25 protein-coding genes are annotated in these 25228 nt (G+C 39.2%); 9 read left to right on the top strand and 16 right to left on the bottom strand.

Features of this window, described 5'->3' with window-relative positions; translation table 11 throughout:
• Nucleotides 1–42 precede the first annotated feature (42 nt).
• Genes rimP through infB form a run of 3 tightly spaced genes read left to right on the top strand, consistent with a single transcriptional unit; the run spans nt 43 to nt 4600 of the window.
• Nucleotides 43–504 (top strand): ribosome assembly cofactor RimP, encoded by a 462-nt coding sequence (rimP, locus tag RM541_RS02050; protein ID WP_311498560.1) that lies wholly within the window; start codon nt 43–45, stop codon nt 502–504.
• A gap of 12 nt (nt 505–516) precedes the next feature.
• Nucleotides 517–1749 carry a transcription termination factor NusA gene (nusA, locus tag RM541_RS02045; protein ID WP_311495120.1) on the top strand — a complete coding sequence of 411 codons (1233 nt, stop codon included), beginning with the start codon at nt 517–519 and terminating at the stop codon, nt 1747–1749.
• 58 nt (nt 1750–1807) lie between these two features.
• Nucleotides 1808–4600 (top strand): translation initiation factor IF-2, encoded by a 2793-nt coding sequence (infB, locus tag RM541_RS02040; RefSeq protein WP_311498559.1) that lies wholly within the window; start codon nt 1808–1810, stop codon nt 4598–4600.
• A gap of 148 nt (nt 4601–4748) precedes the next feature.
• On the opposite strand, the gene fabD is transcribed toward infB, so the two are convergent.
• The 5 genes from fabD to RM541_RS02015 form a co-directional block, all read right to left on the bottom strand.
• The gene (gene fabD, locus RM541_RS02035; RefSeq protein WP_311498558.1) at nt 4749–5630 is read right to left on the bottom strand and encodes an ACP S-malonyltransferase; all 882 of its coding nucleotides are present in this window, start codon (nt 5628–5630) and stop codon (nt 4749–4751) included.
• Between the two features lie 92 nt (nt 5631–5722).
• Nucleotides 5723–6223 (bottom strand): pyridoxamine 5'-phosphate oxidase family protein, encoded by a 501-nt coding sequence (locus RM541_RS02030; protein ID WP_311498557.1) that lies wholly within the window; start codon nt 6221–6223, stop codon nt 5723–5725.
• 101 nt (nt 6224–6324) lie between these two features.
• Complete coding sequence (locus RM541_RS02025) at nt 6325–7191, bottom strand: fructosamine kinase family protein (protein ID WP_311498556.1); 867 nt, start codon at nt 7189–7191, stop codon at nt 6325–6327.
• On the bottom strand, nt 7175–7660 hold the full coding sequence (locus tag RM541_RS02020) for a dihydrofolate reductase (RefSeq protein WP_311498555.1): 486 nt from the start codon (nt 7658–7660) through the stop codon (nt 7175–7177). Before RM541_RS02020 ends, RM541_RS02025 begins: the two co-directional genes overlap by 17 nt.
• A gap of 5 nt (nt 7661–7665) precedes the next feature.
• Nucleotides 7666–8109, bottom strand: coding sequence for a 2TM domain-containing protein (locus tag RM541_RS02015; protein WP_311498554.1), 444 nt, complete (start codon nt 8107–8109; stop codon nt 7666–7668).
• Nucleotides 8110–8172: 63 nt separating this feature from the next.
• Here RM541_RS02015 and RM541_RS02010 point away from each other — a divergent pair, with 63 nt between their 5' ends.
• Entirely contained in the window at nt 8173–9255 is a 1083-nt protein-coding gene (locus tag RM541_RS02010; protein ID WP_311498553.1) for an aminotransferase class V-fold PLP-dependent enzyme, read from the top strand.
• 167 nt (nt 9256–9422) lie between these two features.
• Entirely contained in the window at nt 9423–9713 is a 291-nt protein-coding gene (locus RM541_RS02005; protein WP_311498552.1) for an isoamylase early set domain-containing protein, read from the top strand.
• 57 nt (nt 9714–9770) lie between these two features.
• On the opposite strand, the gene RM541_RS02000 is transcribed toward RM541_RS02005, so the two are convergent.
• The 11 genes from RM541_RS02000 to RM541_RS01950 all read right to left on the bottom strand — a co-directional run bounded on the left by RM541_RS02000 (nt 9771) and on the right by RM541_RS01950 (nt 19220).
• The gene (locus tag RM541_RS02000; RefSeq protein ID WP_311498551.1) at nt 9771–10052 is read right to left on the bottom strand and encodes a DUF427 domain-containing protein; all 282 of its coding nucleotides are present in this window, start codon (nt 10050–10052) and stop codon (nt 9771–9773) included.
• Between the two features lie 5 nt (nt 10053–10057).
• Nucleotides 10058–10510, bottom strand: coding sequence for a hypothetical protein (locus RM541_RS01995; protein ID WP_311498550.1), 453 nt, complete (start codon nt 10508–10510; stop codon nt 10058–10060).
• 81 nt (nt 10511–10591) lie between these two features.
• Entirely contained in the window at nt 10592–11554 is a 963-nt protein-coding gene (locus RM541_RS01990) for an L-histidine N(alpha)-methyltransferase (RefSeq protein WP_311498549.1), read from the bottom strand.
• Nucleotides 11555–11565: 11 nt separating this feature from the next.
• Nucleotides 11566–12729, bottom strand: coding sequence for an ergothioneine biosynthesis protein EgtB (gene egtB / locus RM541_RS01985; RefSeq protein WP_311498548.1), 1164 nt, complete (start codon nt 12727–12729; stop codon nt 11566–11568).
• 253 nt (nt 12730–12982) lie between these two features.
• Nucleotides 12983–13393 (bottom strand): energy transducer TonB, encoded by a 411-nt coding sequence (locus tag RM541_RS01980; RefSeq protein WP_311498547.1) that lies wholly within the window; start codon nt 13391–13393, stop codon nt 12983–12985.
• Between the two features lie 36 nt (nt 13394–13429).
• Nucleotides 13430–13807, bottom strand: coding sequence for a TonB family protein (locus RM541_RS01975; protein ID WP_311498546.1), 378 nt, complete (start codon nt 13805–13807; stop codon nt 13430–13432).
• A 28-nt stretch (nt 13808–13835) separates the two neighbouring features.
• A complete protein-coding gene (locus RM541_RS01970; RefSeq protein WP_311498545.1) occupies nt 13836–14660 on the bottom strand; it encodes a thymidylate synthase in 825 nt (274 codons plus the stop codon).
• Between the two features lie 276 nt (nt 14661–14936).
• Nucleotides 14937–16646 carry a NupC/NupG family nucleoside CNT transporter gene (locus RM541_RS01965; RefSeq protein WP_311498544.1) on the bottom strand — a complete coding sequence of 570 codons (1710 nt, stop codon included), beginning with the start codon at nt 16644–16646 and terminating at the stop codon, nt 14937–14939.
• Between the two features lie 79 nt (nt 16647–16725).
• Nucleotides 16726–17352 carry a bifunctional nuclease family protein gene (locus tag RM541_RS01960; RefSeq protein ID WP_311498543.1) on the bottom strand — a complete coding sequence of 209 codons (627 nt, stop codon included), beginning with the start codon at nt 17350–17352 and terminating at the stop codon, nt 16726–16728.
• Between the two features lie 75 nt (nt 17353–17427).
• Nucleotides 17428–18396 (bottom strand): electron transfer flavoprotein subunit alpha/FixB family protein, encoded by a 969-nt coding sequence (locus RM541_RS01955; protein ID WP_311498542.1) that lies wholly within the window; start codon nt 18394–18396, stop codon nt 17428–17430.
• A 77-nt stretch (nt 18397–18473) separates the two neighbouring features.
• Nucleotides 18474–19220, bottom strand: coding sequence for an electron transfer flavoprotein subunit beta/FixA family protein (locus tag RM541_RS01950; RefSeq protein WP_311498541.1), 747 nt, complete (start codon nt 19218–19220; stop codon nt 18474–18476).
• 316 nt (nt 19221–19536) lie between these two features.
• On the opposite strand from RM541_RS01950, the gene RM541_RS01945 reads away from it, so the two are divergent.
• The 4 genes from RM541_RS01945 to RM541_RS01930 all read left to right on the top strand — a co-directional run bounded on the left by RM541_RS01945 (nt 19537) and on the right by RM541_RS01930 (nt 25006).
• Nucleotides 19537–20514, top strand: a complete 978-nt coding sequence (locus RM541_RS01945; RefSeq protein ID WP_311498540.1) for a pyruvate dehydrogenase complex E1 component subunit beta — start codon at nt 19537–19539, stop codon at nt 20512–20514.
• 234 nt (nt 20515–20748) lie between these two features.
• Nucleotides 20749–21261 (top strand): inorganic diphosphatase, encoded by a 513-nt coding sequence (locus RM541_RS01940; protein WP_311498539.1) that lies wholly within the window; start codon nt 20749–20751, stop codon nt 21259–21261.
• A gap of 119 nt (nt 21262–21380) precedes the next feature.
• Nucleotides 21381–23687 carry a sodium-translocating pyrophosphatase gene (locus RM541_RS01935; RefSeq protein WP_311498538.1) on the top strand — a complete coding sequence of 769 codons (2307 nt, stop codon included), beginning with the start codon at nt 21381–21383 and terminating at the stop codon, nt 23685–23687.
• Between the two features lie 53 nt (nt 23688–23740).
• Nucleotides 23741–25006, top strand: a complete 1266-nt coding sequence (locus RM541_RS01930) for an MgtC/SapB family protein (RefSeq protein ID WP_311498537.1) — start codon at nt 23741–23743, stop codon at nt 25004–25006.
• Nucleotides 25007–25228 lie beyond the last annotated feature (222 nt).

The following is a 25228-nucleotide window of genomic DNA, read 5'->3' as shown; positions in this document are numbered from 1 at the left end:
GTACAGCGAGGGGACGTAAAGTCCCCTCTTTTTATAACCATTATGTTGCAGGAGAGAGTAGAAAAGTTGCTGGATGAGGCATTTGAAGAAAATAAATCTTTATTTTTAATCAGCCTTGAAATAAACAGCAATAATCAAATTAGAGTAGTGATTGATGGTGATCAGGGGATTTCGGTTAATGATTGTATAGAAATCAGCCGGAGTGTGGAACACAACCTGGACAGGGAAGAAGAAGATTTTTCCCTAGAAGTTACTTCTTCAGGAGTTTCGGAGCCATTGAGCTTGCCCCGCCAATACAAAAAAAACATAGGAAGGACATTGCAGGTGAAAACCGCCGAGGAAAAAATCGAAGCAACTTTAACCGATGCAAATGAAGAAGAAATAAGCTTGAATTGGAAAGCCCGGGAGCCAAAACCAGTTGGTAAAGGGAAGCATACAGTAGAGAAAGAAGCTGTGCTGCCATATTCGGCTATTGTAGAAGCTAAAGTTATGATAACATTTTAATTAAAAATTGATATGGAAAATATCGCCCTGATAGAATCATTTTCAGAATTTAAGGATGATAAATTAATAGATCGAGTCACCTTGATGTCGATCTTAGAAGATGTTTTTAGGAATGCTTTAAAAAAGAAATATGGAGAAGATGATAATTTTGATATTATTGTAAATCCTGATAAGGGGGATCTTGAGATATGGAGGAATCGTGTAGTGGTGGCAGATGGAGAGGTTGAAGATTCTAACCAGGAAATTTCTTTAAGCGAAGCGCGCAGGATAGAGCCGGATTTTGAAGTTGGGGAAGATGTTTCTGAAGAAGTAAAGCTTAAGGATTTAGGACGAAGGGCAATTCTTGCCTTGCGTCAAAACCTTATTTCGAAAATCCACGAGCACGATAACACCAATATTTACAAGCAATTTAAAGAGCTTGAGGGTGAAATATACAATGCAGAGGTTCATCATATAAGACATCGTGCAATAATTTTGCTGGATGACGAAGGTAATGAGATTGTATTACCAAAAGACAGGCAAATACCTTCAGATTTTTTCAGAAAAGGAGAAAATGTAAGAGGGGTTATAGAGAGTGTAGAGCTTAAAGGGAATAAGCCCACTATTATAATGTCTCGTACAGCACCCGGTTTTCTTGAGAAGTTATTTGAGCAGGAAATTCCGGAGGTTTTTGATGGTCTTATTACCATTAAAAAAGTGGTGAGAGTGCCAGGTGAAAAAGCAAAAGTAGCAGTAGACTCTTATGACGACAGAATAGATCCTGTTGGAGCTTGTGTAGGTATGAAAGGATCAAGAATCCACAGTATTGTGCGTGAATTAGGTAATGAGAATATAGATGTTATCAATTACACTAACAATGACCAGTTGTTTATCACAAGAGCTTTAAGTCCTGCCAAGATTACTTCTATTAAATTAGATGAAGAAAATAAAAGAGCAGAGGTTATCTTGCGGCCAGAAGAAGTTTCTAAGGCTATTGGTAGAGGAGGTCATAATATTAGACTTGCAGGCCAATTAACTGGTTTTGAAATAGACGTTTTTAGAGAAGGTGTTGAGGAAGATGTTGAGTTGAGCGAATTTACCGATGAAATTGAAGATTGGGTAATAAAAGAATTTTCTAAAATTGGTTTAGATACTGCAAAAAGCGTTTTGGAACAGGATTTGGAAGACCTTGTGCGTCGTACAGATCTTGAAGAAGAAACAATAAGACAGGTTTTCCAGGTATTACGTGACGAATTTGAAGAGTAATGGTCTGGATTTAGATTTTTTATAATAAACAAAAAGAGGTTAATTTAGAGGGCAATTTATGGCTGAAGCAAAAACAATGCGATTAAACAAGGTATTACGTGAATTCAATATTTCGTTGGATCGGGCTGTGGAATTTTTAAATTCCCAGGGTCACGACATTGAGGCACGTCCTACTACCAAGATCTCTCCTGAAACTTACCAGGTACTCTTTGATGAGTTTCAAACTGATAAGAGCAAGAAAGTGGCTTCCAAGGAAGTAGGAGAAGAGAAAAAGAAGGAGAAGGAAGAAATTCGTTTAGCTCGCGAAAGGGAGTTGGAGGAAAAGCGTAAAGCTGAAGAGAAGAAGGTAGAAGAAGTTGTTTCAGGAAGAGCGAAACTTTCCGGGCCAAAAAAGGTTGGGAAAATAGATCTTGATAAAAAACCTGAGGAACCTTTAAAGGAAAAAGAAAAAGAAGCGGAAAAAGAGGAATCTGTAAAACCTGAGCAGCCACAGGAAAAAGAGACTCCGGCAGTAGAAGAAGTTAAACCGGAAACTGCAAAAGAAACCGTGGAAGAGACTCCGCAGCCCCCTAAAGAAGAAAAGCCTAAGCCTATAGAAGAAGCAAAACCTCAGGAGGAAAAGAAGAAGGAAGAACAGGAGACGAAGAAAGAGGAAGGGCAACAAGAGGAGAAGAAAGAGGAAGAATCCAGTACTTTGAAAACGAATTACGCAAAGCTGGATGGTCCAAATTTCACCGGGCAGAAAATCGATCTCTCTAAGTTCAAAAAGCCTGAGAAGAAAAAAGATGACAAAAAAGCTGCCGAGGAAAAGGAGAAGCGTAAAAAACGTCGTCGTAGAATAAGTAAAGATCCTAAACCGGGAGCGGGAGCATCTGGAGCGGGTGGAGCCGCAAGAAAAGGTCGTGGTTCAAAACCGCGCTCAAGACCTTTAACCAAGGAGGAGCCTAGCGAGGAAGAAGTACAAAAACAAGTGCGTGAAACGCTTGAGAAGCTTCAGGGTAAATCTGGAAAAGGTAAAGGGGCGAAATATAGAAGAGGTAAAAGAGATCAGCACCGTCAACGTTCAGAAGAAGATCTTGCACAACAGGAGCTTGAGAGCAAAACGCTTAAAGTGACAGAGTTTGTTACGGTAAGTGAGGTTGCTACCATGATGGATGTTCCTGTAACCAAGGTAATTTCTGCCTGTATGTCTCTAGGGATGATGGTTACTATGAATCAGAGATTGGATGCAGAGACCTTGTCTATAGTTGCGGACGAATTTGGATACGAAGTAGAATTTGTAACTGCAGATGTAGAAGAAAGTACTGTAGTAATTGAAGAAAACCCTGAGGATCTTAAACCGAGGGCGCCAATCGTTACTGTAATGGGCCACGTAGATCATGGTAAAACATCGCTGCTGGATTATGTTCGTAAGGAGAATGTAATAGCCGGTGAGAGTGGTGGTATTACTCAGCATATTGGTGCATATGGTGTACAACTGGAAGGCGGGCAGAAAATTGCCTTTTTAGATACACCGGGTCACGAAGCTTTTACCGCGATGAGGGCCAGGGGTGCTAAAGTAACAGATATAGCAATTATCGTAATCGCCGCAGATGATGATGTGATGCCTCAGACCAAAGAAGCAATTTCACATGCACAGGCTGCAGGTGTTCCAATAATATTTGCAATAAATAAGTCTGATTTGCCAACGGCAAATCCGGAAAAGATTAAAGAAAAACTAGCAGGTATGAACCTGCTGGTAGAAGATTGGGGTGGTAAAATCCAGTCTCATGATATTTCTGCGAAGACAGGAATGGGTGTGAAAGAATTGCTGGAAAAAGTATTACTTGAAGCCGAAATCCTGGAATTGCAGGCGAATCCTGATAAACTTGCTGTAGGTACTGTGGTCGAGGCTTATTTGGATCGTGGTCGTGGTTATATTTCTACAATACTGGTACAATCAGGTACTTTAAAGATAGGAGATTATGTTCTTGCTGGTAGAAATAGTGGTAAGATAAAAGCGATGCACGACGAGCGAGGAAACGAGATTAAAGAAGCGGGGCCTTCTACTCCGGTTTCCATACTTGGTCTGGACGGTGCGCCGCAGGCCGGTGACACGTTTAAGGTAATGACCGATGAGAGGGAGGCGAAAGATATAGCTTCAAAGAGAACTCAATTACAACGAGAACAGTCGGTGCGAACTCAAAGGCATATTACACTGGACGAGATTGGAAGAAGGATTGCTCTTGGAGATTTCAAGGAATTGAATATAATCCTGAAGGGGGATGTGGATGGTTCTGTAGAAGCACTTACAGACAGTTTCCAGAAACTTTCTACGGAAGAAATTCAGGTCAATATTATACATAAAGGTGTAGGAGCTATTACTGAAAGTGATGTATTACTGGCCTCAGCGTCTGACGCCGTAATTATAGGCTTTAATGTTCGTCCTGCAGGTAATGCAAGACAGGTTGCAGATAAGGAGGAGATAGATATCAGGACTTACTCCATTATCTACGATGCTATTAATGATCTTAAGGATGCCATGGAGGGCATGTTGTCTCCTGAATTAAAAGAGGAGATTACCGGTACTGCCGAAATCAGAGAGACCTTTAAAATCTCTAAAATCGGTACAATCGCTGGTTGTATGGTTACTTCAGGGAAGATCTTTAGAAGTGCCGGGGTGAGGCTTATTCGCGACGGAGTAGTAGTTTATACGGGAGAGCTGTCTTCATTAAAACGTTTTAAAGACGACGTAAAAGAAGTTGCAAAAGGTTATGATTGTGGTCTCCAGGTAAAGAATTACAATGATATTAAAGAAGGAGATGTGGTAGAAGCATTTAGAGAGGTAGAGGTTAAAAAGAAATTGAAATAGGTCAATTTTTGTTTACTCATAAAAAGGAGAAGCCGATTTTGTATAAAGCGGCGGCTGCGTAAAAAAGAAGGCACGAACATTATTTTGTTCGTGCCTTCTTTTTTACTTCTCAAAAGTGCCAAATATTGAGTTATGAAATTTCCACTTTTTAGATCTCTCCCGATTTAACTTCTGCGCTGCGGTCGATTTTCTTTACAAGTCCCTGTAGAACTTTTCCAGGACCAACTTCAGTAAAAGTTTTTGCGCCGTCTTTTATCATATTCTGAACGGATTGTGTCCATTTTACAGGTGCAGTCAATTGAAAAACCAGGTTCTTTTTAATTTCCGAAGGATCTGTAACTGCAAAAGTGCTTACATTCTGATAAATTGGACAGGTCGGCTTATTAAAGGTCGACTTTTCTATTGCATCAGCTAATTCTTTTCTTGCGGGTTCCATTAAGGGAGAGTGAAATGCGCCTCCTACAGGTAGGACCATTGCCCTTCGAGCACCTTTATCTTTAAGTTCTTCACACGCCTTTTCCACAGCGTCTACTTCTCCTGAAATTACAAGTTGCCCCGGGCAATTATAATTTGCAGCTACAACTATTCCTTCTACATCTGCACAAATCGCTTCCACAACTTCATCTTCCAGCCCTAGTACTGCTGCCATGGTAGATGGTTTTAATTCACAGGCTTTTTGCATGGCCAGCGCTCTTTTGTGGACAAGCTTAAGTCCTTCTTCAAAGCTTAAAACTCCGTTAGCCACCAATGCAGAGAATTCTCCAAGGGAATGTCCCGCCACCATATCTGGTTTAAAATTTTCTCCTAAAACTTTACTAAGAATAACGGAATGTAAGAAAACCGCTGGCTGGGTGACCTGCGTTTTTTTAAGATCTTCCGGAGTACCTTCAAACATTATATCGGTTATGGAAAATCCAAGGATTTTGTTGGCACTGTCGAATAATCGCTGCGCCTCCGGAGATTTTTCGTAAAGATCTAATCCCATTCCCGAAAATTGTGCTCCCTGACCAGGAAATATATATGCATTCATGTATTTTGGTTTTAGAAGGCTAAAATAGCCATAATAAAAAAGACCTCATAATAAATGGAATATTACGAGGCCTTCATAAGATGTATTTTATCTTAAATATTAAGCTTTCCTTTTTCACCTATATCCTGTTGGTCACCACCAAGGGCTGCGAGTCCCATTTTAAAAAGGGTGATATATTTATTCTGTTTAGAATCCCAGTAATAAGCTTCTTGTGGTACAATTTTAATTGCAGAAAGGCTCGGGTCATCAGAGCCTGAAAACCACGCATCATCTACTTTGGAGTAAAAATCCTCCAGTATTTCTTTATCTGTAACAATAGATGCTTTTCCGAAGATGCTGATAAATTCCATATCAGAATTATTTGCATAGAGCATTTGCACGTCTGCATCCTGCGCAATATCTCCATTATGATCACTGTTCATGCTGCTTAGGAACCAAAGATTCCCTTCGTCATCAACCTTCTTAGTGGACATAGGAATTGCACTTACAGGTTTTTTTGTTAAACCGGTTGCCAGAAATCCTGTTTTGATATCCTCAACCAGTTCAATTAATTTTTCTTTTGCTTCTTTATGATCTAAATTCTTCGTACTCATTTTCAATAATTTAGTGTGAGGTTTGAAGATAATAAGCAGGTTTCATCATTCTAGCTAATAAACTGCTAAAAGATAATTTCTTACTGTTAAGAATTGCAAATTTAAGAGTAGCGGCGAATGATTCCTTCAACAGAATTTTTGTAACCTAATCCAAAGATGTTAAGGTGAACAAGAAGGTAGTAAAGTTGCCAAAGCGGAACTCTTTCTTCAAAACCGGACTCAAGAGGAAAATGTGAGTTGTAGCTTTTAAATAATTCAGCGTCAAAACCTCCAAATAACTTCATCATAGAAAGATCCATTTCCCGGGGTGCATAGGCTACAGCAGGATCTATGAGACAGGGAGAGCCTTCAGCGTTAACAATATAATTTCCACCCCAAAGGTCGCCGTGGATGAGTGCGGGAGGCTCATTTGGAATTAAATGTGAGACGTTTTTAAAGAAAATTGAGGTATTTCCGAGGTCGTAACCTGCATTTTTTGCCATTTCTAGCTGAGGTTCCAGGCGCTGTGAAATATAAAATTCTGAAGCTGAATTACAATTACTATTGTACTGCGGAAGACTACCAATATAATTGTCTGTTTCAAAACCGAATTTTTCTGAGGTTGTCTTGTGCAGAGCGGCCATTTGTTCCCCAAAAGTATCCCAGAATTCCGGTGCTTTATCAGCTGATTCTATGTGGCGCAATATCAGGTAGGATTGATCCTGCACTTCTCCAGTATAGAGGCTTTCCGGAACATCGATAACTTCAGCATTCCGTAGCTCATCAAGCCCCGCTTTTTCTGCCTCGAACATGCCTGGATATTTATTGCTGTTATTAATTTTTATAACCAGCTTTTCTGAAGTTCCGGTTTCTATAAGAAAGACTTCGTTAATATCCCCGCCTGTGAGGGGCTGGATTTTTTTTACGGAAAATCCATTTTCTTCCCCCGCCTGATTTATAGTTTCTGAAAATCTACTTTCGGCGCTCATAGGTAATATAGGTAAAGGAGTATTCGTGTCGCTCGTCCTTTGGATGGAATTCTTCAGAAGATATTTGCCATTTTTCAGGGTCGATATTTGGGAAAAAAGTATCTGCTTCAAAAGTCCCATGAACTCTTGTGAGTTCAATTTTATCAGCCTTTTCTATGGCAAGTTTATAAATTTCTCCTCCGCCAATTACAAAAACCTCCTCGTCATTTCCGGTAGCCTGCAAGGCATCTTCCAGTGAATTCACCACTATGGTATTTTCTGGCTGATAATCTTTTTTCCGGGTAATAATAACATGTGTACGGTTGGGCAGAAGTTTTGGAAACGACTCAAAAGTTTTACGACCCATAATAATATGATGTCCCGAAGTGATTTTCTTAAAACGCTTAAAATCATCCGGTAAATGCCATACAAGGTCGTTCTCTTTGCCAAGTGCGTCATTTTCGGCCGCCGCCGCTACCATTGTTAACATAAATTCTAAGTATTGTAAGGTTTGCGTGGCGTCTCGGGATCAGTGCGGTTATTCCTGGTTTCTTTTGCTTCTTTTAGAGGATAATCTTTTTCCACTTTCCCCTGCATTTCGGCTATCTTTTCCTTCTGTTTCTTCACCAATAGTTCCATTTGCCTGTCCTGCCATTTCTTGCCCATAAAGGTGTGTATTACAAACACATTAAAAAAGTGCACAAGAAAGATCAGTGCCCATAATAGTACCGCCCATACAAACCAGTTATAGCCCAGAGGCTGAAACTCTTCCTGATACCCTATAACCACATTTAAAACAATTAAAAAAACCGCCCCGATCAGGAATACCACGAAATGCTGAAAAAGCCTTTTCTTCTGAAGGGTACGCTTACGAGCATATTCATAGAGTTCCCTGTTTTCGGCGTCCAGTTTGGAGGTGTTTTTCTTTTTGGAAAGCATAATTAAAAGTACTTTAGTGTAATATCAAATTTACATTTTTTAAAAAAGAATTTCCCGCCACCTATGAATAATTTACGAAAAGGCTTTCCGGTTTTGAAAAATTACACTTATTTAAACACGGCAGCTTCAGGTCTTTTGCCTGAAAAAGTTTTTGAATTCCGGCAGGATCACGACCTGGATTTTCTTGTTTCCGCGAGCATTTTAAAGGAAAAGCAGGGAGAGGTTCTTACCGAAGTAAGGGAGACGGTTGGGAAATTTTTTCGATGTGCACCAGAGAGGGTGGCACTGGTCCCTAATTTTTCCTACGGATTCAATACTTTGTTGGAAGGCCTGGAAAAACCTGTGAAAGCCTTACTGATCAAAAATGACTACCCTTCTATTAACTGGCCTGTGGAATCGCGGGATTTTAATTGTTTTTACGCAGAGATCGACGCACATCTGGAAGAAAACATTAGAGCCGCGCTTAAAAAGCATCAACCCGATATTTTTGCCTTTAGTATTGTACAGTATATAAACGGTGTAAAGCTGAGTGTTAATTTTCTGAAAGATCTAAAAAAAGAATTTCCCGCCACACTTTTTGTTGCTGATGGTACGCAGTTTCTGGGAACTGAAAGCTTTAATTTTGATTCTACCGGAATTGATGTGGTAATAAGCAGTAGTTACAAATGGCTGAATGGTGGTTATGGAAATGGTTTTATTCTTTTTAATAAAAACGTGGAAGGAAAAATTAGTCCTAAACATCTGGGATTTGGCTCGCTGCAGGGAAAGTATAAAGCACATGAAGGGAATTTCATCGGCAAGTTTGAACCGGGACATCAGGATACCCTGAATTATGGAAGTTTAAGTGTCGCCTTAAAACTGCTTGAGAAAACCGGTATGGATAAAATCGAGGCACAGATTCAGAAATTAAAGGATTTCTCAAAAGAAAAATTTTCCGAAATGGGCCTGCTGGAAGATCTTGTGGTAGAGCGTAAGGAACATTCTTCGATCTATAACATAAAAGGGGATGAGAAATTATTTCAGTTTCTGAGAAATAAGAATATAATTACCTCACAGAGAGGTGATGGTATTCGCGTGAGTTTGCATTATTTCAACACTATAGAAGAGGTGGAAAAGTTGTTGGCTGCACTAGAAGGCAGACCTTGATTTACAAAATGTTTAGTGATTTCTAAAAAAGTAAGGTTCTGAATCGATTTTTTGTAAAATGTAAAAACGATTTCCTATAATTTCGCAAAACTGATTCAACAAGAAGATTTTCACTGGATTAAATCAATTCAATTGCTATTTTTACTAAAATTTATAAATTGGAATTTATGGCGATCACTAAACAATATTTAAAGTCGAAACCAGAGTGTAAGGTGACTTTTAATGTGCCTGCTAAAGAAGCTTCTTCTGTTGCAGTTTCAGGAGATTTTAACTCCTGGGAAAAAACAGAATTAAAGAAGCTTAAAAATGGTACGTTTAAAGGTCAGTTAAACCTTTCTGTGGATAAAGCTTACGAGTTCCGTTATCTTGTTGATGGGGAATGGGTAAACGAAACTGAAGCAGATCGTTTTAACTGGAACGATTTTGCAGCAGCAGAAAATAGTGTGCTGGAAGTGTAAGTATATCAGGTCCTGGTATCCCGGTAGGTTTATTTTACAGCAATTTAGTGTTGAAGATTATTCCGTGATCAAAACTCCTTTCCAGAATGCTACATAATTTTCAATAGGTTTTGCTGCCTTGCTGGGCGATGGATAAAACCAGGCGGCATCTTCATTCTTTTCTGCTCCTACTTTAATATGAAAGTAGGAAGCTTTGCCTTTCCATGGGCAGCGCGTATGGGTGTCGCTATTTACTAAAAATTCCTGCTTAACCGCAGACATTGGGAAATAATGATTGTTCTCTACAATCCTGGTTTCATCACTTTCTGCGATAATTTTATTTTTCCAGACAGCTTTCATAGGCTTTAATTTTGTTCTGTTAAAATTCGGTATAATCCGGTTTCTGCATCTTTTTCATACTCTTCACCTTCTATTTCCACATTATTTATTCTGGTAAATGTGCAACAATCTTCGTTAGTTCTTTCCGCATCTATCAATAGATTAAAAGATATATCTTCTCCTACTTCAATTAAGTAATCAGCATCTTCAGATTGCCATCCTATTGATCCAATTTGAAGAATATTATAGTCGTTTTCAGAAATAAAATTAACTTCTATATTAGAATCGTCAGCCTGGTTTATTATAGAAATATCTTCTTCTTGAAAAGTGCCGTTGGTAAAAATGTTTTCGCCGGAAGTGGCATCTACAAACTCAAAGCTAAAAGGTTCGGGAGGTGTGAAACAGGCTATGTCCTCACAATCATCTTCGCATGATAAGAAAAAGAAGGTAAAGGCGAATAGTAAATGTGTTTTTTTCATCTTAAATTTTTAGTCGTACTGCTAATTAGATGAATGTCACAGCAAATGGTTGCGTCAGGAAAACGTGCTTTTTAATAGATTTTAATCTTTCCTGAAAACATAATTCTTATAAAATTGTTTACTATCGGTAAAAGAATCCTCAATCCTTAAGCCAGATTCGTCTGCGAGCCACTCCACCACTTCATCGTCATACTTTTGAGAAATTTCGGTATGTATAGTTTCCCAGGCCTTAAAATGTACAGTGAAATCCAGCTTTTTGATGTTTACTTCCTGTTGTATTTTACTAACCAGAAAACTCTTTGCGGTTCCTGTTTCGGGATCGTAAGTTTCCCAATGTAGAAAGGAGTCCAGGTCAAAATCTGCATCTAACTCCTGATTTATCCTGTTTAGGAGATTTTTGTTAAATGCTTCTGTTATTCCGGCAGGATCATTATACGCATCCAGAATTTTCTGTGGACTTTTTTTCTGATCAAAACCCATAAAGAGCATGTCCTCTGTATTCATGGAAGACTTTATGTTCTTAAGAAAATCTATTGCATCTTTATGCAACAAATTACCAATGTTGGAACCTAAAACAAGAATCACTTTTTTCCGTGCATTATAGTCTGATAAGCGTTCCAGGGTTTTAAAATAAGTGCCTTGCTGCGTTTTCACCTCGACTTCTGGTAGTTCCTTCAGGAGGGAGGCTTTTAATTCATCCAGAACATTCTGGCTGATATCCACAGGTTGATAAGTGAAATCGTATTTTTTTGAGGCTAAATGGCGTAATAGAATCTTTGTTTTCTTGCCATCACCGGCACCAAGTTCTATCAGGTCAAATCCTTCAGGGCCATTAAAGGAGTCAGCAATTGCCGAAGTATTTTCTTTAAAAATTTCGGTTTCACATTCGGTGAGATAATATTCAGACATATCCATTATTTTCTGAAAAAGCTTATCTCCTTTCTCGTCATAGATATATTTTGACAGTAAATATTTTGGATAACTGTTAAGTCCTTTATAGGTGTCTTCCTCGAATGCAGACTTAAATATTGTTATGGGCTTCATTTGTAATTCAATTATTTTGCCAATCTCAGGCTTGTAAATTGCCAGCGAAGTTCTGGTTGGAAAAAGTTTCTGTACGTATGGCGGGCATGTTTTTCTGAAGTGGCTACAGAACTTCCCCTTAGTACTTTCTGGTTTACCATAAATTTTCCATTGTATTCTCCCAAAGCACCTGCTGCAGTCTTAAAGCCGGGGTAAGGCGAATAAGCACTCTCAGTCCATTCCCAACGAGTGCCCCACTTAAATTGCTTCTGGGCAATCTCCCATTCGGCTTCTGTGGGTAAGCGCGCTTCTTTCCACTGTGCGTATGCAAAAGCTTCGAAATAGGAAATGTGGTTAACAGGAGCATCAGGAATTAAGCGGATTAATCCGCTAAGGGTATATTGATGCCACTCTCCGTTAATTTTATGCCAGTAAAGAGGAGAACTTATTTTATTACTATTCTTCCAGTCCCATCCTTCGGCGTGCCATAACAAAACATCTTCATAACCTCCATCTTCCATAAACTCGAGATATTCCCTGTTGGTCACCAGTTTTGTGGATATTTCAAAATTCTGAAGGTAAGTCTTATGAACTCCTAGTTCGTTATCATAACAAAAGTCATTGGATTGATGGCCGACTTCGTAGACACCTTCTTCAATTTTTAACCATTCAGCTTCAAAGTCCTCAATAGGGTTTTCTTCAAATTGCTTGTTATAGACTGGGAGCAACGGATTATTACCCAGGATAAATTTGATATCCGTTAAAAGTAATTCCTGATGTTGTTTTTCATGGTGACATCCAATTTCTAAAATGCCGCACAGTTCTTTCGATATTTCAGTTTGCTCAAGAAAATTAATTATCGCTTTTGTGACATAATTTCTGTAGGCATATACCCATGCTACGGTGGGCCTGGACAGGTTCCCGCGGTCTGTTCTTACTACTTTCTCCCCAACACTTTCGTAATAACTGTTGAATACGTAAGCCGAATTTTTATCGTAGAGCTCGTAATCTTTATTGTGATCTTTTAATACAAATTCTTCAAAAAACCAAGTGGTATGGCCTAAATGCCATTTTGGAGGAGAGACATTTTCTCTCGGCTGCACCACGTAATCTTCGATTTCCAGGAAAGAACAGATTAATTCTGATTGAGCTCTGGTTTCAGTAAATAAAAATAGTAAATCTTGTTGTGAAAGCATAAAAACAGCACGTTATAAGGTGCTTTTCAAATTTACACTTTTTTGTTAATGACCGAAACAAACGCTAGTTAACGAGAAGTTAAAGTACGCCGTGTCAGGTTGCTTCATTAAGTTTAGAGAAAAGAGCTATTCGTGGGCGGTGATTTTTTGCATCAGGAAGATATCATTACCAAATAGCAGTAGACAGGATTCTAATGTAGTTTTAGACTTAAAAGGAAATAGGAGAATAAAGGAAATAACGGTTACTTCCGAATTACAGAGTGAGAGGGATAGTGTATTTAATCGATGTAGGTTTTCCACCTCTCATTCCAGGCTGCATCTTCGGAATTTTTTTGATCATCACTTCAGCGGCCTTATTAATTTGGCTATTTTCGCCTTTTACAGAACGTACAACGACAATCCCTTCTTCATCGATAGCAAGTGCTATAGTAGCCTTTCCTCGTATAAAATCTCCTGCTTCGTTCCTGGGATATTTGTAGTTCTCCTTTATGTGCTGCATAAGGTTTTGATTAAAACATTCCTTTTTATCTTCACTGTCTTCGCATCCCGGCCAAACAGGGGCCGATTCTTTAACAGTAATGGTGTTTCCATCAACTTTAATGCCTTCCTGGGCAAAACCCATGGATGCAGTGAACAGCAGGAGAACTACTAATATCTTTTTCATACAAAAATTTGTTATGGTAATGTTTGGGGCATTACATTAGAAGTTAAACGGAATTGTAAACTTCCTGTCATCGGGTTCGCCTTCTAAAGTTCCGGGTTCCATGTCAGGTATTTTTTCAAGCATTTCTCTGGCAGCCTGATTTACCTCTGGCTTTGGTCCTTCAACAGAGTTAATAACGACCTTTCCTTCTTCATCTACAGTAAAAGACACGGTGACTTTTCCGCGAACGTATTCTCCGGCATCATTTTTTGGATATTCGTAATTTTCCCTAACGTGTTGCGAGAGTTGTTTGTTAAAACATGTTTTTACGTCTTCACTGCCTTCACAGCCGGGCCATACAGGAGACGTTTGCTGCGCTTGTGCAGCGCTGATTCCTCCAATTAATAAGCATGCGATAACCAGTAACTTTTTCATGATAAATAAATTTTAAATTAATTTGATTTTAGACGGCAACCTTGCCTTTTATGGCAGGATGCGGATTATAATCCTCTAATATAAAATCTTCAAACTTAAATTCAAAAATATCTTTGATTTCAGGGTTAAGCTTCATTTTTGGCAATTTTCGGGTTTCCCGCGATAATTGCAACTGTACCTGCTCCATATGATTGCTGTAGATATGGGCATCTCCAAAAGTATGGATGAATTCTCCCGGCTTTAAATCACATACCTGCGCCACCATCATAGTAAATAGTGCATAGGAAGCAATATTAAAGGGAACTCCCAAAAAAATATCTGCACTTCTCTGATAAAGCTGACAGGATAGTTTACCATCTGCTACATAAAACTGAAAAAAAGCATGACATGGCGGAAGTGCCGCTTTTCCGTTCTGAACATTTTCAGAAAAAGATTTTGAAGTATCGGGAAGAACAGAAGGATTCCAGGCGGTAACTAACATTCTCCTGCTGTTCGGGTTATTTTTTAAACTATGGATCACTTCTTTTATCTGGTCTATTTCCTCGTCATTCCAATTGCGCCACTGGTGACCATATACAGGTCCCAGATCTCCGTTTTCATCTGCCCATTCATTCCAGATGCGTACCCCGTTTTCCTGAAGGTACTTCACATTAGTATCACCCTTTAAAAACCAGAGTAACTCATAAATTATAGATTTTAAATGCAGTTTTTTTGTGGTGACCATTGGGAAACCCTCATTAAGGTCAAACCGCATCTGGTAACCAAAAACACTCTTGGTTCCTGTTCCCGTACGATCACCTTTTTCAGCGCCATTCTTCAGTACATGTTCTAGTAAATCGTGATATTGTTTCATAAATTTTTCTTCTATATAACAGTTTCTAAAAATATGGAATTAGATCTGTTTCTCCCAGTGCTGCCTCAAAATTGTCAATTTTCGACCTTGAAGGTTTACATAGTGGATATCAATTTAAACCTGAGGAAAAACCTGAATTTTAATACTTTCCTGTGAGGCTTCATAAATGCTAATTTTCGATCTGATTTCTAAATGTTTTTCCTCTCTCCTCTCTTTCAGGAAAAGCCAGTAGTAATTCGAATTTAAAAAGATTGGAAGAGTCCAGAGTTTTTCTGCTTATCCCAAAATCATTCCAGCAATAGTCGCTGAAAGCAAAGAAGCTAACGTTCCCCCTATAAGCGCTTTCATACCAAATTCAGAAAGTAATTTTCTCTGTCCGGGAGCAAGGGAGCCTATCCCGCCGATCTGTATTCCTATAGATGCAAAATTTGCGAATCCGCATAGCATATAGGTCGCCATAATTACTGACTTTTCATAAGTAAGACTAAGTGGGTTGGCAGGATTTTTAAGATCTGCCAATTGTACGTAACCTACAAATTCACTGGCGGCAAGTTTGATTCCTAGCAACTGTCCCATCAACATCATATCTTCTTTTGCCACGCCAATTACCCACATAAGCGGTGCAAAGATTAATCCCATTATCGACTCAAGGGAAAATTTTCCGTAAGGAGTATATTCTGCCATAAGCGTGTTGAGGTGCGTCCATCCTCCAATCCAGCCCAGAACATAATTTATCATTGCAATAAAAGCGATAAAAACGAGAAGCATTGCAGCGACATTGGCTGCCAGCTTAAGACCTTCTGTAGTACCGTTGGCAATGGCATCCAGTATATTGGAACCTATTTTTTCTGAAGAAACCTCTACATCGGAATTTACAGCTTCCTGCTGCGGATACAATATTTTTGAAATTACTATAGCGCCGGGAGCGGCCATTACAGAGGCAGCAAGTAAATGCTTGGCAAACTGAAGCCTTAGTACAGGGTCATCTCCTCCCAAAAACCCGATGTAAGCAGCAAGTACTCCACCGGCTACCGTAGCCATTCCACCAATCATTACCAGCAATATTTCAGAGCGGGTCATTCTTTCCAAATAAGCCTTGATCATAAGCGGGGCTTCTGTTTGTCCCAGGAAAATATTTCCGGCAACACTAAGACTTTCAGGACCGGAAATACCCATTAATTTTGTGAGTACCCAGGCCATTCCTTTAACGACAAACTGAATAATTCCCAAATAAAAAAGCACAGAAGTAAGTGCGGAAAAGAAGATTATGGTAGGCAATACCTGGAACAGGAATATAAACCCAAAGCTGTCTACGTCCATCATTCCCCCAAGAAGGAATTCACTTCCCGCGGCGGTAAAATCCAGGATTAAGACAAAAATATTTCCTACAAATTCAAAAATTCGCTGTACAAAAGTAATTCTTAATACTCCTACAGCCAGTAAAAGCTGAGCTCCAAGTCCAATCGCGATGGTTTTCCAGTTAATAGCTTTTCTTTTACTACTAAAAAGAAATGCAATTATTAAAAGCACGATCATTCCCAGTACACCGCGGGTCACGCTTCCAAAAGAAGGACCTTCGCTTGGGATCATTTCTTTGGCCATTGGCGCCGGAACTGCTTCTTTTATCGTCTCTGTCTTTTCCTGAAAGGTATATTCGTTACCACCTTCAGAAATTCCCAGTGCTGTTTCACTCAAATTTGTGACGCGGTAATTTCTAATGGTATCTTTCGGTTTGTTGTAGAAAAAAACCAGGACGTTATTCTGAAAAATAAAATCACCTGAAGCAATTGTGTCGTTAATACCAGCTTCTGTAATGCTAAATCTTCCTTCTGATAAATTCAGGATATTTTCTGAAGTAAAAGCTGCGTTTGGAGAAGATGTAGTGTCTTCATTCGGGTTAATTTTCCAGCTTTTGGTGATACTCTGGGAAGATGCGGTGGTTATACCAAAAAGCATTAAAAACAGGATAGACCAGCTCTTATTCATCTAGAAAAAAGTTTAAAAGAAAAAATGGCAATTATCGGAAATAGATCTGGCAATCGTGTAATTAACTTGAAATTCACGTTTACTTACGTTTGGAAATTTCATCTCTTATACGTGCGGCCTTTTCATAATCTTCGCTGTTCACGGCCTGTGATAAAAGATCTTTAAGTTCTGAAAGCGATAACTTTTTGTAATTGGTATCGTCAGATTTTATTTCGATATCATCAGGAAGCAATTCTTCAGAAATGATTTCCTCTTCTTCTTTACGTGCAGAATGACCTCGCTGCGGCTCTTCGCCTTTAAGGAAAATACCGGCTTTGTCGAGGATGTTTTTGTAAGTAAAAATGGGGGCTTCAAAACGTAAAGCCAGGGCTATAGCATCACTGGTTCTGGCATCTATAATTTCCTCAATCTTATCACGTTCGCAAATAAGGCTGGAATAAAAAACACCGTCTACCAATTTGTGAATAATTACCTGTTTTACCACAATAGAAAACCTTTCCGCAAAATTGCGGAAAAGATCATGGGTTAAAGGTCTGGGAGGTTTTATCTCTTTTTCCAGGGCAATAGCAATAGATTGTGCCTCGAAAGCCCCGATAACTATAGGCAGTTTTCTTTCTCCGTCCACTTCGCTAAGTATTAAAGCGTAAGCTCCGTTTTGGGTTTGACTGTAAGAAATTCCTTTAATGTTAAGGCGCACTAAACTCATATTCCAAAAATTGAAAAAGGGCTGTCTAAATAAGGACATTAGACAGCCCTTTTAATGGGGCGCAAGTTATAAAAATTATGCGTTTTTATCTTTAAATTCCTTCAATTTTTCGTTGAGCCTAGGGACGATCTCGAAAGCGTCACCTACAATTCCATAGTCTGCAGCCTTGAAGAAAGGAGCTTCAGGATCGTTGTTAATTACTACTTTAGTCTTGGCGGCATTAATTCCTGCAAGGTGCTGGATCGCTCCGGAGATTCCCACTGCTATGTAAAGGTTGGAGGCTACAGGCTTCCCTGTTTGTCCAACATGCTCGCCATGCGGTCTCCATCCCATATCACTTACCGGTTTTGAACAGGCAGTAGCGGCTCCTAAAATTTCAGCCATTTCTTCAATCATTCCCCAATTCTCAGGACCTTTAAGTCCGCGTCCTCCGGAAACTACAATTTCGGCATCTGCTATGGTTACTTTGTCTGTTGCTTTATCTACAGATTCAACATTCACCGTGAAATCCTCATCAGAGAGACTTGGAGAAAAGTCTTCTTTCTGCGCATCTCCCTGGTGTTCTTTAATACCGAAGGCATTTTTCGAAACTCCAATTACCTTTACATCAGTACTAATCTTAGTAAAACTGAAAGCTTTATTTGTAAAGGCTGTTCGCTTTACGGTAAAAGGGTCTGTGCTTTCAGGAAGTGCCACAACATTAGAAGCGTAACCTGCCTCCATCTGTACAGCGAGAATGGGTGCTAAATATTTACTGTTGGAGCTTTGTGAGAGTACAATTACTTTGGAATCTTCCTTTTCTGCGGCCTGTTTTAATGCATCAGCATAAGCCTCAGCGTTAAATTTAGAAAGTTTATCGTCGGAAATATCCAAAACCTTGTCTACACCATATTTCCCTAATTCTGAAGTATCCTGCACATTAAAAGTGACCGCAGTTACTGATGTTCCTGTTTTATCGGCGACTTCTTTTGCGTAAGAGGCTACTTCAAAGGATGCTTTTTTAAATTTTCCTTCTTCTGATTCTATATATACTAAAACTGACATGTTTTTATTTTTTTATCCTTCCGCCTGGGCGAAAATCATTTACATTTATTTCCTGATTTAAAAACAGTAGTAAAAAATCAGATCACCTTAGCTTCGTTGTGAAGTAAATCTATGAGCTCATCAAGATTTTCGGGATCAATCATCTTTACATTTCCTTTAGGTGCCGGTTTTTCAAACTTCACCGTTTCTGTTTTAGTTTCAGGTTCACTGGGCTCTATCACATTCAATTGTTTTTTTCGAGCCTGCATAATCCCTCTCATATTTGGGATTTTAAGGTCGCTCTCTTCAACAAGACCTTTTTGACCTCCTATAATCAAAGGCAAAGATGCAGTTAAAGTCTCTTTACCACCTTCAATTTCACGAATAGCCTTTGCTTTTTCGCCTTCAATTTCTAAACCAATGCAATTGTTTACAAAATTGGCTTTAAGAAGTGTGGCAAGCATTCCCGGTACCATTCCACCATTATAATCGATAGATTCACGACCGGCAATTATAAGATCATACTCACCATCTTTCGCTACTTTTGCAAGCTCTTTGGCTACCTGAAAACCATCCAGCGCACTGGTATTAACGCGTATGGCAGAGTCGGCACCAATAGCAAGTGCTTTTCTTAAAGTAGGCTCTGTTTCGGCTCCTCCAACATTTACCACATCTACGGTGGCTCCTTGTTTTTCTTTAAACCACATGGCGCGGGTAAGCCCAAACTCATCATTAGGATTAATTACAAACTGAACTCCGTTAGTATCAAATTTGCTGTCACCATCAGTGAAGTTAATTTTTGATGTAGTATCAGGTACGTGGCTAATACACACTAAGATTTTCATATATATTTAAATTTTATAGTAATAATTGTGCTCTTTCACGAAGGTACATAATTAAATTCAAAAATGCTATGCATGCATAATAAATTTATGAATTTTATAATTCTGGTTATTTAAAGCTTCTTTAGTTTTTATTTTCAGGGAACAGCTTTAAAATGAATAGGATAGGTTAATCCTCGCAGGTCGAAAATTGACGTTTCAGGCTATCCTCTTATTATTTAAAGGAATCTTCGAAATTTTTGTACTGGTATTATGGTAAAAACTTTATTGAATTACTATTTTTGTTCTTTCAAGTTATACAATAACATAATACACTATAATGAAGACAATTCAATTTAGGGAAGCCATTCAGCAGGCAATGAGCGAAGAGATGCGCAAAGACGATACCATTTACCTTATGGGGGAGGAAGTAGCAGAATATAACGGAGCCTACAAAGCTTCTAAAGGTATGCTGGATGAGTTTGGTCCTGATCGAATTATTGATACACCTATTTCTGAACTTGGTTTCTCCGGGATTGGAGTTGGTAGTGCAATGAATGGTAACCGCCCTATAATTGAATTTATGACTTTCAATTTCTCTTTAGTGGGAATTGACCAGATTATAAACAATGCTGCTAAAATGCGTCAAATGAGTGGTGGACAGTTTAATATTCCTATTGTTTTCCGTGGGCCAACGGGTTCTGCCGGGCAATTAGGAGCAACACACTCACAGGCTTTTGAAAGCTGGTATGCAAATACTCCTGGACTTAAGGTAATAGTTCCTTCTAACCCTTACGATGCAAAAGGGCTGCTTAAAGCGGCTATTCGCGATAATGATCCTGTTATCTTCATGGAAAGTGAACAAATGTATGGAGATAAAGGGGAGGTTCCTGAAGAGGAATATGTAATCGAAATTGGGAAAGCAGATATTAAGCGCGAAGGAACTGATGTTACTATTGTTTCCTTCGGAAAGATTATTAAAGAAGCTTATAAAGCTGCGGAAGAATTGGAAAAAGAAGATATTTCCTGTGAAATTATTGATTTAAGGACCATCCGTCCAATGGATCATGAGACAATTCTGGAGTCTGTTAAGAAAACTAACCGTCTGGTAATTCTTGAAGAATCCTGGCCTTTCGGAAATATATCTACAGAAATTACATACCAGGTTCAGGAAAAAGCATTTGATTATTTAGATGCACCAATTATTAAAATAAATACTGCAGATACGCCTGCACCTTATTCTCCAGTTCTTTTAAAAGAATGGTTGCCAGATAGCGACGATGTGATAAAAGCTGTCAAGAAGGTGCTTTATAAATAAGACAGAAGGTTTTAATGAGTTTACTAAAACTTCACCATAGCCCGGTGGAGTTTTTGTTTTTCAAGAAAATTATAAGAAAGTTTCTTCCGTGTATTGTTGCTCCTGGTTGTGATCCAAAAAGTTATGATCCATTATTTTGTTAAGCTGCTAAGGCTTTACCCTTTAAATAACATTAAATAAAGTCTGAATTACTTATATTTACGGCCTTTAAAACTTGAAAAAAATAGAAAAAGAATGTCTGAAACTTTTGATGTATTAATAGAGATTCCGAAAGGGAGTAGAAATAAATACGAGTACGATTTTAAACTGAAAAAGGTACGTTACGACCGGATGATTTTCTCATCGATGATGTATCCTGCAGATTATGGTTTTATTCCTAATACCCTGGCGTTGGATAGTGATCCTCTGGATGTACTGGTTTTGGTGTCCGAGCCAACTTTTCCCGGTATTGTAATGGAAGTAAAGCCAATTGGTGTTTTCCATATGGCAGATGAAAAAGGACCTGATGAAAAAATAATATGTGTACCGGTTTCTGATCCTATCTGGAACAGACTTAGTGACCTCTCTGATTTAAATGGTCATATGCTTAAAGAAATTGAACATTTTTTTAAAGTTTATAAGGATCTTGAAAAGAAAAAAGTGGACACTGGTGATTTTGGAAATGCAGAGGAAGCACGTGAGATTATTAGACAATGTATTGAACGTTTTGAAGAATACGATGGCGATAAAAGCAGGTTCGGTATATAATTCGTAGTTTTTTTTACTAAAGATTAGATAATTAAAAGCAATAGCCTTAAAAAGTTATTGCTTTTTTAATTGTTATTGATTTACTACATTTAGCCATATTAACAAATTCTTTAGGTTATATGGGAGCAATGATGATTTACTTGCCTGCAATATTGGCCATTTTGGGACTATTGTATATGTGGTTTAAAAGATCCTGGGTCATGCGACAGGATGCCGGTGACGGTAAGATGCTGGACATCTCCTCACATATCTACGAAGGTGCTCTGGCTTTTTTGAAAGCAGAATACAGGCTACTTACTATTTTTGTTATTGGTGCCAGTATAGCTCTTGCCGTTATTGCTTTTGTGGTACCTACTACCCATTGGCTCATCATTGTAGCTTTTATTTTTGGCGCTTTCTTTTCTGCCCTTGCAGGAAATATGGGGATGAAAATCGCAACCCAAACCAATGTTAGAACCACCCAGGCAGCACGTACCAGTCTTCCACAAGCTTTAAAAGTTTCTTTTGGTGGAGGCACCGTAATGGGTTTGGGGGTTGCAGGCCTTGCTGTTCTTGGTCTTAGTGCATTTTTCATTTTCTTTTTTCATTATTTTATGGGTGGCGAATGGACAAATACTGCACAAATGACGGTTGTACTGGAAACCCTTGCCGGCTTTTCCCTGGGAGCAGAATCTATTGCACTTTTTGCACGTGTTGGTGGTGGAATTTATACTAAAGCGGCCGATGTAGGTGCCGATCTGGTTGGCAAGGTAGAAGCTGGGATCCCTGAAGACGACCCGAGAAACCCCGCTACTATTGCAGATAATGTTGGTGACAATGTGGGCGATGTTGCTGGAATGGGAGCCGATCTCTTCGGAAGCTATGTTGCAACAGTGCTTGCTGCAATGGTGCTGGGAAATTATATTATAGAAGATATGGGTGGTGATATTACCTCAGAAGGTTTCGGCGGAATTGGACCGATTTTGCTTCCGATTGCTATTGCCGGTGCCGGAATTATAATTTCAATTATTGGAACTTTACTTGTAAAAATTAAAGACAATGCAGCAAAAGAAAATGAAGTGCAAAGAGCGCTGAATATCGGAAACTGGGTTTCTATCGCACTTGTGGCAGTTACAAGTTTCTTCCTTGTAAAATGGATGCTTCCTGAAACAACTATGAAGATGGGATTTTTTGTTGGTGGTAGCGAAGGTTTCAATTATGTTACCATTCCGGCCATGCGCGTATTTTATGCTACTTTAGTGGGAATTGGAGTTGGAGGTCTTATTTCTGCTTTTACTGAATATTATACCGGTCTTGGAAAAAAACCGGTGCTATCTATCGTTCAGAACTCGAGTACCGGCGCAGCTACTAATATTATTGCCGGCCTTTCCACCGGAATGATTTCTACTTTTTCTTCAGTGTTGCTCTTTGCTGCTGCAATCTGGGCCTCCTATGGTCTGGCAGGATTTTATGGTGTGGCTATGGCAGCTTCAGCAATGATGGCGACCACGGCGATGCAGCTTGCTATCGATGCTTTTGGACCAATTGCTGATAATGCCGGAGGTATTGCTGAAATGAGCGAACTCCCTGCAGAGGTAAGAGAAAGAACAGATATATTAGATTCCGTGGGAAATACCACGGCTGCTACAGGAAAAGGCTTTGCAATTGCTTCTGCAGCCTTAACTTCTCTGGCTCTTTTTGCAGCTTATGTCACCTTTACCCGAATTGACGGTATTAATATTTTTAAAGCTCCGGTTCTCGCAATGCTTTTTGTGGGCGGGATGGTGCCTGTGGTATTCTCTGCGCTTGCGATGAGTTCTGTAGGAAAAGCTGCCATGCAAATGGTAAACGAGGTGAGAAGACAGTTCAGGGAAATCCCGGGTATTCTGGAGGGAACCGCAAAACCGGAATACGATAAATGTGTTGAAATATCTACCAATGCAGCTTTAAAAGAAATGCTTTTGCCAGGAATTTTGACAATAGGGTTTCCTGTCGCAATCGCTTTTTTACCAATGATATTCGGGTATGACAATTTACTAATCGCCGAAATGCTGGGCGGATATATGGCGGGAGTCACCGTGAGCGGAGTACTTTGGGCGATATTTCAAAACAATGCCGGCGGTGCATGGGACAATGCAAAAAAATCCTTTGAAGCCGGAGTAATGATTAATGGTGAAATGACCTATAAAGGATCTGATGCTCATAAAGCGGCCGTAACTGGAGATACCGTTGGTGATCCTTTTAAAGATACTTCAGGACCATCTATGAACATCCTTATCAAACTTACCTGTCTAATTGGTCTTGTGCTGGCTCCCATCCTGGGAGGACATACTATAGACGCTGAAGATGTGCGGGAAGAAAACACTCAGAACGCTACAGGTGCTTTTAATACTGAAGAAAATCGTGATGATACCCTGGCAATCTTAACTTCGGAAGAAATCAGGTAAGTGTTAATTTCCTGAAAAGGGATATGCGATAATCTCTCATATTACGTATTTTCATGTATTCTATGAATTATGAAGATCTAACAATATTAGGAATTGCACTGGGACTGGGAATGCTTGTTGGCTTGCAACGTGAACATTCCCAGCAGCGCATTGCCGGGGTTCGTACTTTTACATTAATCGCCATTCTTGGTACTGTTGCAGGATTCCTGACCCGGGATATGGGAAATCAATTTATTCTGCCTGCATTGGGACTTTCCCTGGCTGTACTTATTTATGCAGGAGGAAAAAGCGGGAAATCTGAAGCAGATCCTGGAAAAACTACAGAAGTTGCCATTCTGCTTATGTTTGCCATTGGTGCCTACCTGGTGCTGGGAGATCGTGTAATTGGCGTTGTTGCCGGTGGGTTGTTAACAATGCTCCTTTACGCAAAAGCTCGTTTGCACAGTTTCATTGACAAATTAAAAGATTCAGATATTTCGGCGATTATGACCCTCGCAGGGATTTCACTTATCATCCTGCCTATACTGCCAGACCAGACGTATGGTCCTTATGATGTACTGAATCCGCACAATATCTGGTTAATGGTGGTTTTTATTGTGGGACTGAGCGTTGTTGGTTATTTCATTTATAAATTTGTAGGTAAAGATTCCGGAGTTATTTCCAACGGAATTCTGGGGGGATTAATAAGTAGTACAGCTACGACAGTTAGTTTTGCACGCAAACAAAAACAGGCTCCCAATATTGCAAAAGTTGCCGTTTTTGTGATAACAACTGCTTCAGCTATAGCACTTGCAAGGGTACTGATAGAGATTTTCGTTGTTGCTCCGGGTGAATTTGCTGCGCTGGCTATGCCTATTGCTTTCAATTTTGTTATAATGGGAATTATTTGTGCCTGGCTTTTTTACACTATAAAATCAGATGATGAATCTGAAGAATTACCCGAACCGGAAAATCCGGCACAACTTAAAGCGGCTCTTATCTTTGGGTTTCTCTACGGACTTATTTTACTTCTTGTTGCTTTTACAAAAGAACAGTTTGGGAGCGGGGGATTGTATATTGTAGCAATTATAAGCGGATTAACAGATGTAGATGCGATCACACTTTCTCTGGCGCAAATGATTAAAGGTGACGAGTTAGAAACTAATCTCGGCTGGAAATTAATTCTGCTTGCTTCACTGTCAAACTTACTTTTTAAGGGAGTTATGGCGGCAATAATCGGCACCGGAAAAATTGTTAAGTGGCTTGCAATAGCTTTTGGACTCTCTATTGCCGTAGGACTTTTAACCATCTTTCTCTGGCCGCAAGCCTGGCATTTCTAAGGTCAATAATTGCCACTTTTAGCACTTCTCTTTCTTGCAAGTAAGTAGTGAAGAGTGAATAGCGTCTTCTACGGAAACCTTTTAAGATTAGTAGTTTTTTAATATTCGTTTGTGCGTGTTCTTTTTTACTGAATACCGAAAATTGCCATTTTCAGCACCTCTTTAAGCTTCTGTTTTTTGGAAGTATAAACAGGAAATATTCATAATTTTAAAAGAACTATT

Source organism: Autumnicola psychrophila (genome assembly GCF_031846645.1).
GTDB classification, from domain to species: domain Bacteria; phylum Bacteroidota; class Bacteroidia; order Flavobacteriales; family Flavobacteriaceae; genus Autumnicola; species Autumnicola psychrophila.
This window is presented reverse-complemented; position numbering and strand designations above follow the sequence as displayed.

What these genes read in the sequence shown, in the direction of transcription:
- RM541_RS01995 (WP_311498550.1), bottom strand. Translation starts at nt 10,510, where the DNA reads ATGAAAAAAACACATTTACTATTCGCCTTTACCTTCTTTTTCTTATCA.
- RM541_RS02025 (WP_311498556.1), bottom strand. Translation starts at nt 7,191, where the DNA reads ATGAGCGCCGAAAGTAGATTTTCAGAAACTATAAATCAGGCGGGGGAA.
- RM541_RS02010 (WP_311498553.1), top strand. Translation starts at nt 8,173, where the DNA reads ATGAATAATTTACGAAAAGGCTTTCCGGTTTTGAAAAATTACACTTAT.
- infB (WP_311498559.1), top strand. Translation starts at nt 1,808, where the DNA reads ATGGCTGAAGCAAAAACAATGCGATTAAACAAGGTATTACGTGAATTC.
- RM541_RS02020 (WP_311498555.1), bottom strand. Translation starts at nt 7,660, where the DNA reads ATGTTAACAATGGTAGCGGCGGCGGCCGAAAATGACGCACTTGGCAAA.
- nusA (WP_311495120.1), top strand. Translation starts at nt 517, where the DNA reads ATGGAAAATATCGCCCTGATAGAATCATTTTCAGAATTTAAGGATGAT.
- RM541_RS01980 (WP_311498547.1), bottom strand. Translation starts at nt 13,393, where the DNA reads ATGAAAAAGATATTAGTAGTTCTCCTGCTGTTCACTGCATCCATGGGT.
- RM541_RS02000 (WP_311498551.1), bottom strand. Translation starts at nt 10,052, where the DNA reads ATGAAAGCTGTCTGGAAAAATAAAATTATCGCAGAAAGTGATGAAACC.
- RM541_RS01935 (WP_311498538.1), top strand. Translation starts at nt 21,381, where the DNA reads ATGGGAGCAATGATGATTTACTTGCCTGCAATATTGGCCATTTTGGGA.
- RM541_RS01955 (WP_311498542.1), bottom strand. Translation starts at nt 18,396, where the DNA reads ATGTCAGTTTTAGTATATATAGAATCAGAAGAAGGAAAATTTAAAAAA.
- RM541_RS01960 (WP_311498543.1), bottom strand. Translation starts at nt 17,352, where the DNA reads ATGAGTTTAGTGCGCCTTAACATTAAAGGAATTTCTTACAGTCAAACC.
- RM541_RS01965 (WP_311498544.1), bottom strand. Translation starts at nt 16,646, where the DNA reads ATGAATAAGAGCTGGTCTATCCTGTTTTTAATGCTTTTTGGTATAACC.
- RM541_RS01940 (WP_311498539.1), top strand. Translation starts at nt 20,749, where the DNA reads ATGTCTGAAACTTTTGATGTATTAATAGAGATTCCGAAAGGGAGTAGA.
- RM541_RS01945 (WP_311498540.1), top strand. Translation starts at nt 19,537, where the DNA reads ATGAAGACAATTCAATTTAGGGAAGCCATTCAGCAGGCAATGAGCGAA.
- RM541_RS01950 (WP_311498541.1), bottom strand. Translation starts at nt 19,220, where the DNA reads ATGAAAATCTTAGTGTGTATTAGCCACGTACCTGATACTACATCAAAA.
- fabD (WP_311498558.1), bottom strand. Translation starts at nt 5,630, where the DNA reads ATGAATGCATATATATTTCCTGGTCAGGGAGCACAATTTTCGGGAATG.
- RM541_RS02005 (WP_311498552.1), top strand. Translation starts at nt 9,423, where the DNA reads ATGGCGATCACTAAACAATATTTAAAGTCGAAACCAGAGTGTAAGGTG.
- RM541_RS01975 (WP_311498546.1), bottom strand. Translation starts at nt 13,807, where the DNA reads ATGAAAAAGTTACTGGTTATCGCATGCTTATTAATTGGAGGAATCAGC.
- egtB (WP_311498548.1), bottom strand. Translation starts at nt 12,729, where the DNA reads ATGCTTTCACAACAAGATTTACTATTTTTATTTACTGAAACCAGAGCT.
- RM541_RS02030 (WP_311498557.1), bottom strand. Translation starts at nt 6,223, where the DNA reads ATGAGTACGAAGAATTTAGATCATAAAGAAGCAAAAGAAAAATTAATT.
- RM541_RS01970 (WP_311498545.1), bottom strand. Translation starts at nt 14,660, where the DNA reads ATGAAACAATATCACGATTTACTAGAACATGTACTGAAGAATGGCGCT.
- RM541_RS01990 (WP_311498549.1), bottom strand. Translation starts at nt 11,554, where the DNA reads ATGAAGCCCATAACAATATTTAAGTCTGCATTCGAGGAAGACACCTAT.
- RM541_RS02015 (WP_311498554.1), bottom strand. Translation starts at nt 8,109, where the DNA reads ATGCTTTCCAAAAAGAAAAACACCTCCAAACTGGACGCCGAAAACAGG.
- RM541_RS01930 (WP_311498537.1), top strand. Translation starts at nt 23,741, where the DNA reads ATGTATTCTATGAATTATGAAGATCTAACAATATTAGGAATTGCACTG.
- rimP (WP_311498560.1), top strand. Translation starts at nt 43, where the DNA reads ATGTTGCAGGAGAGAGTAGAAAAGTTGCTGGATGAGGCATTTGAAGAA.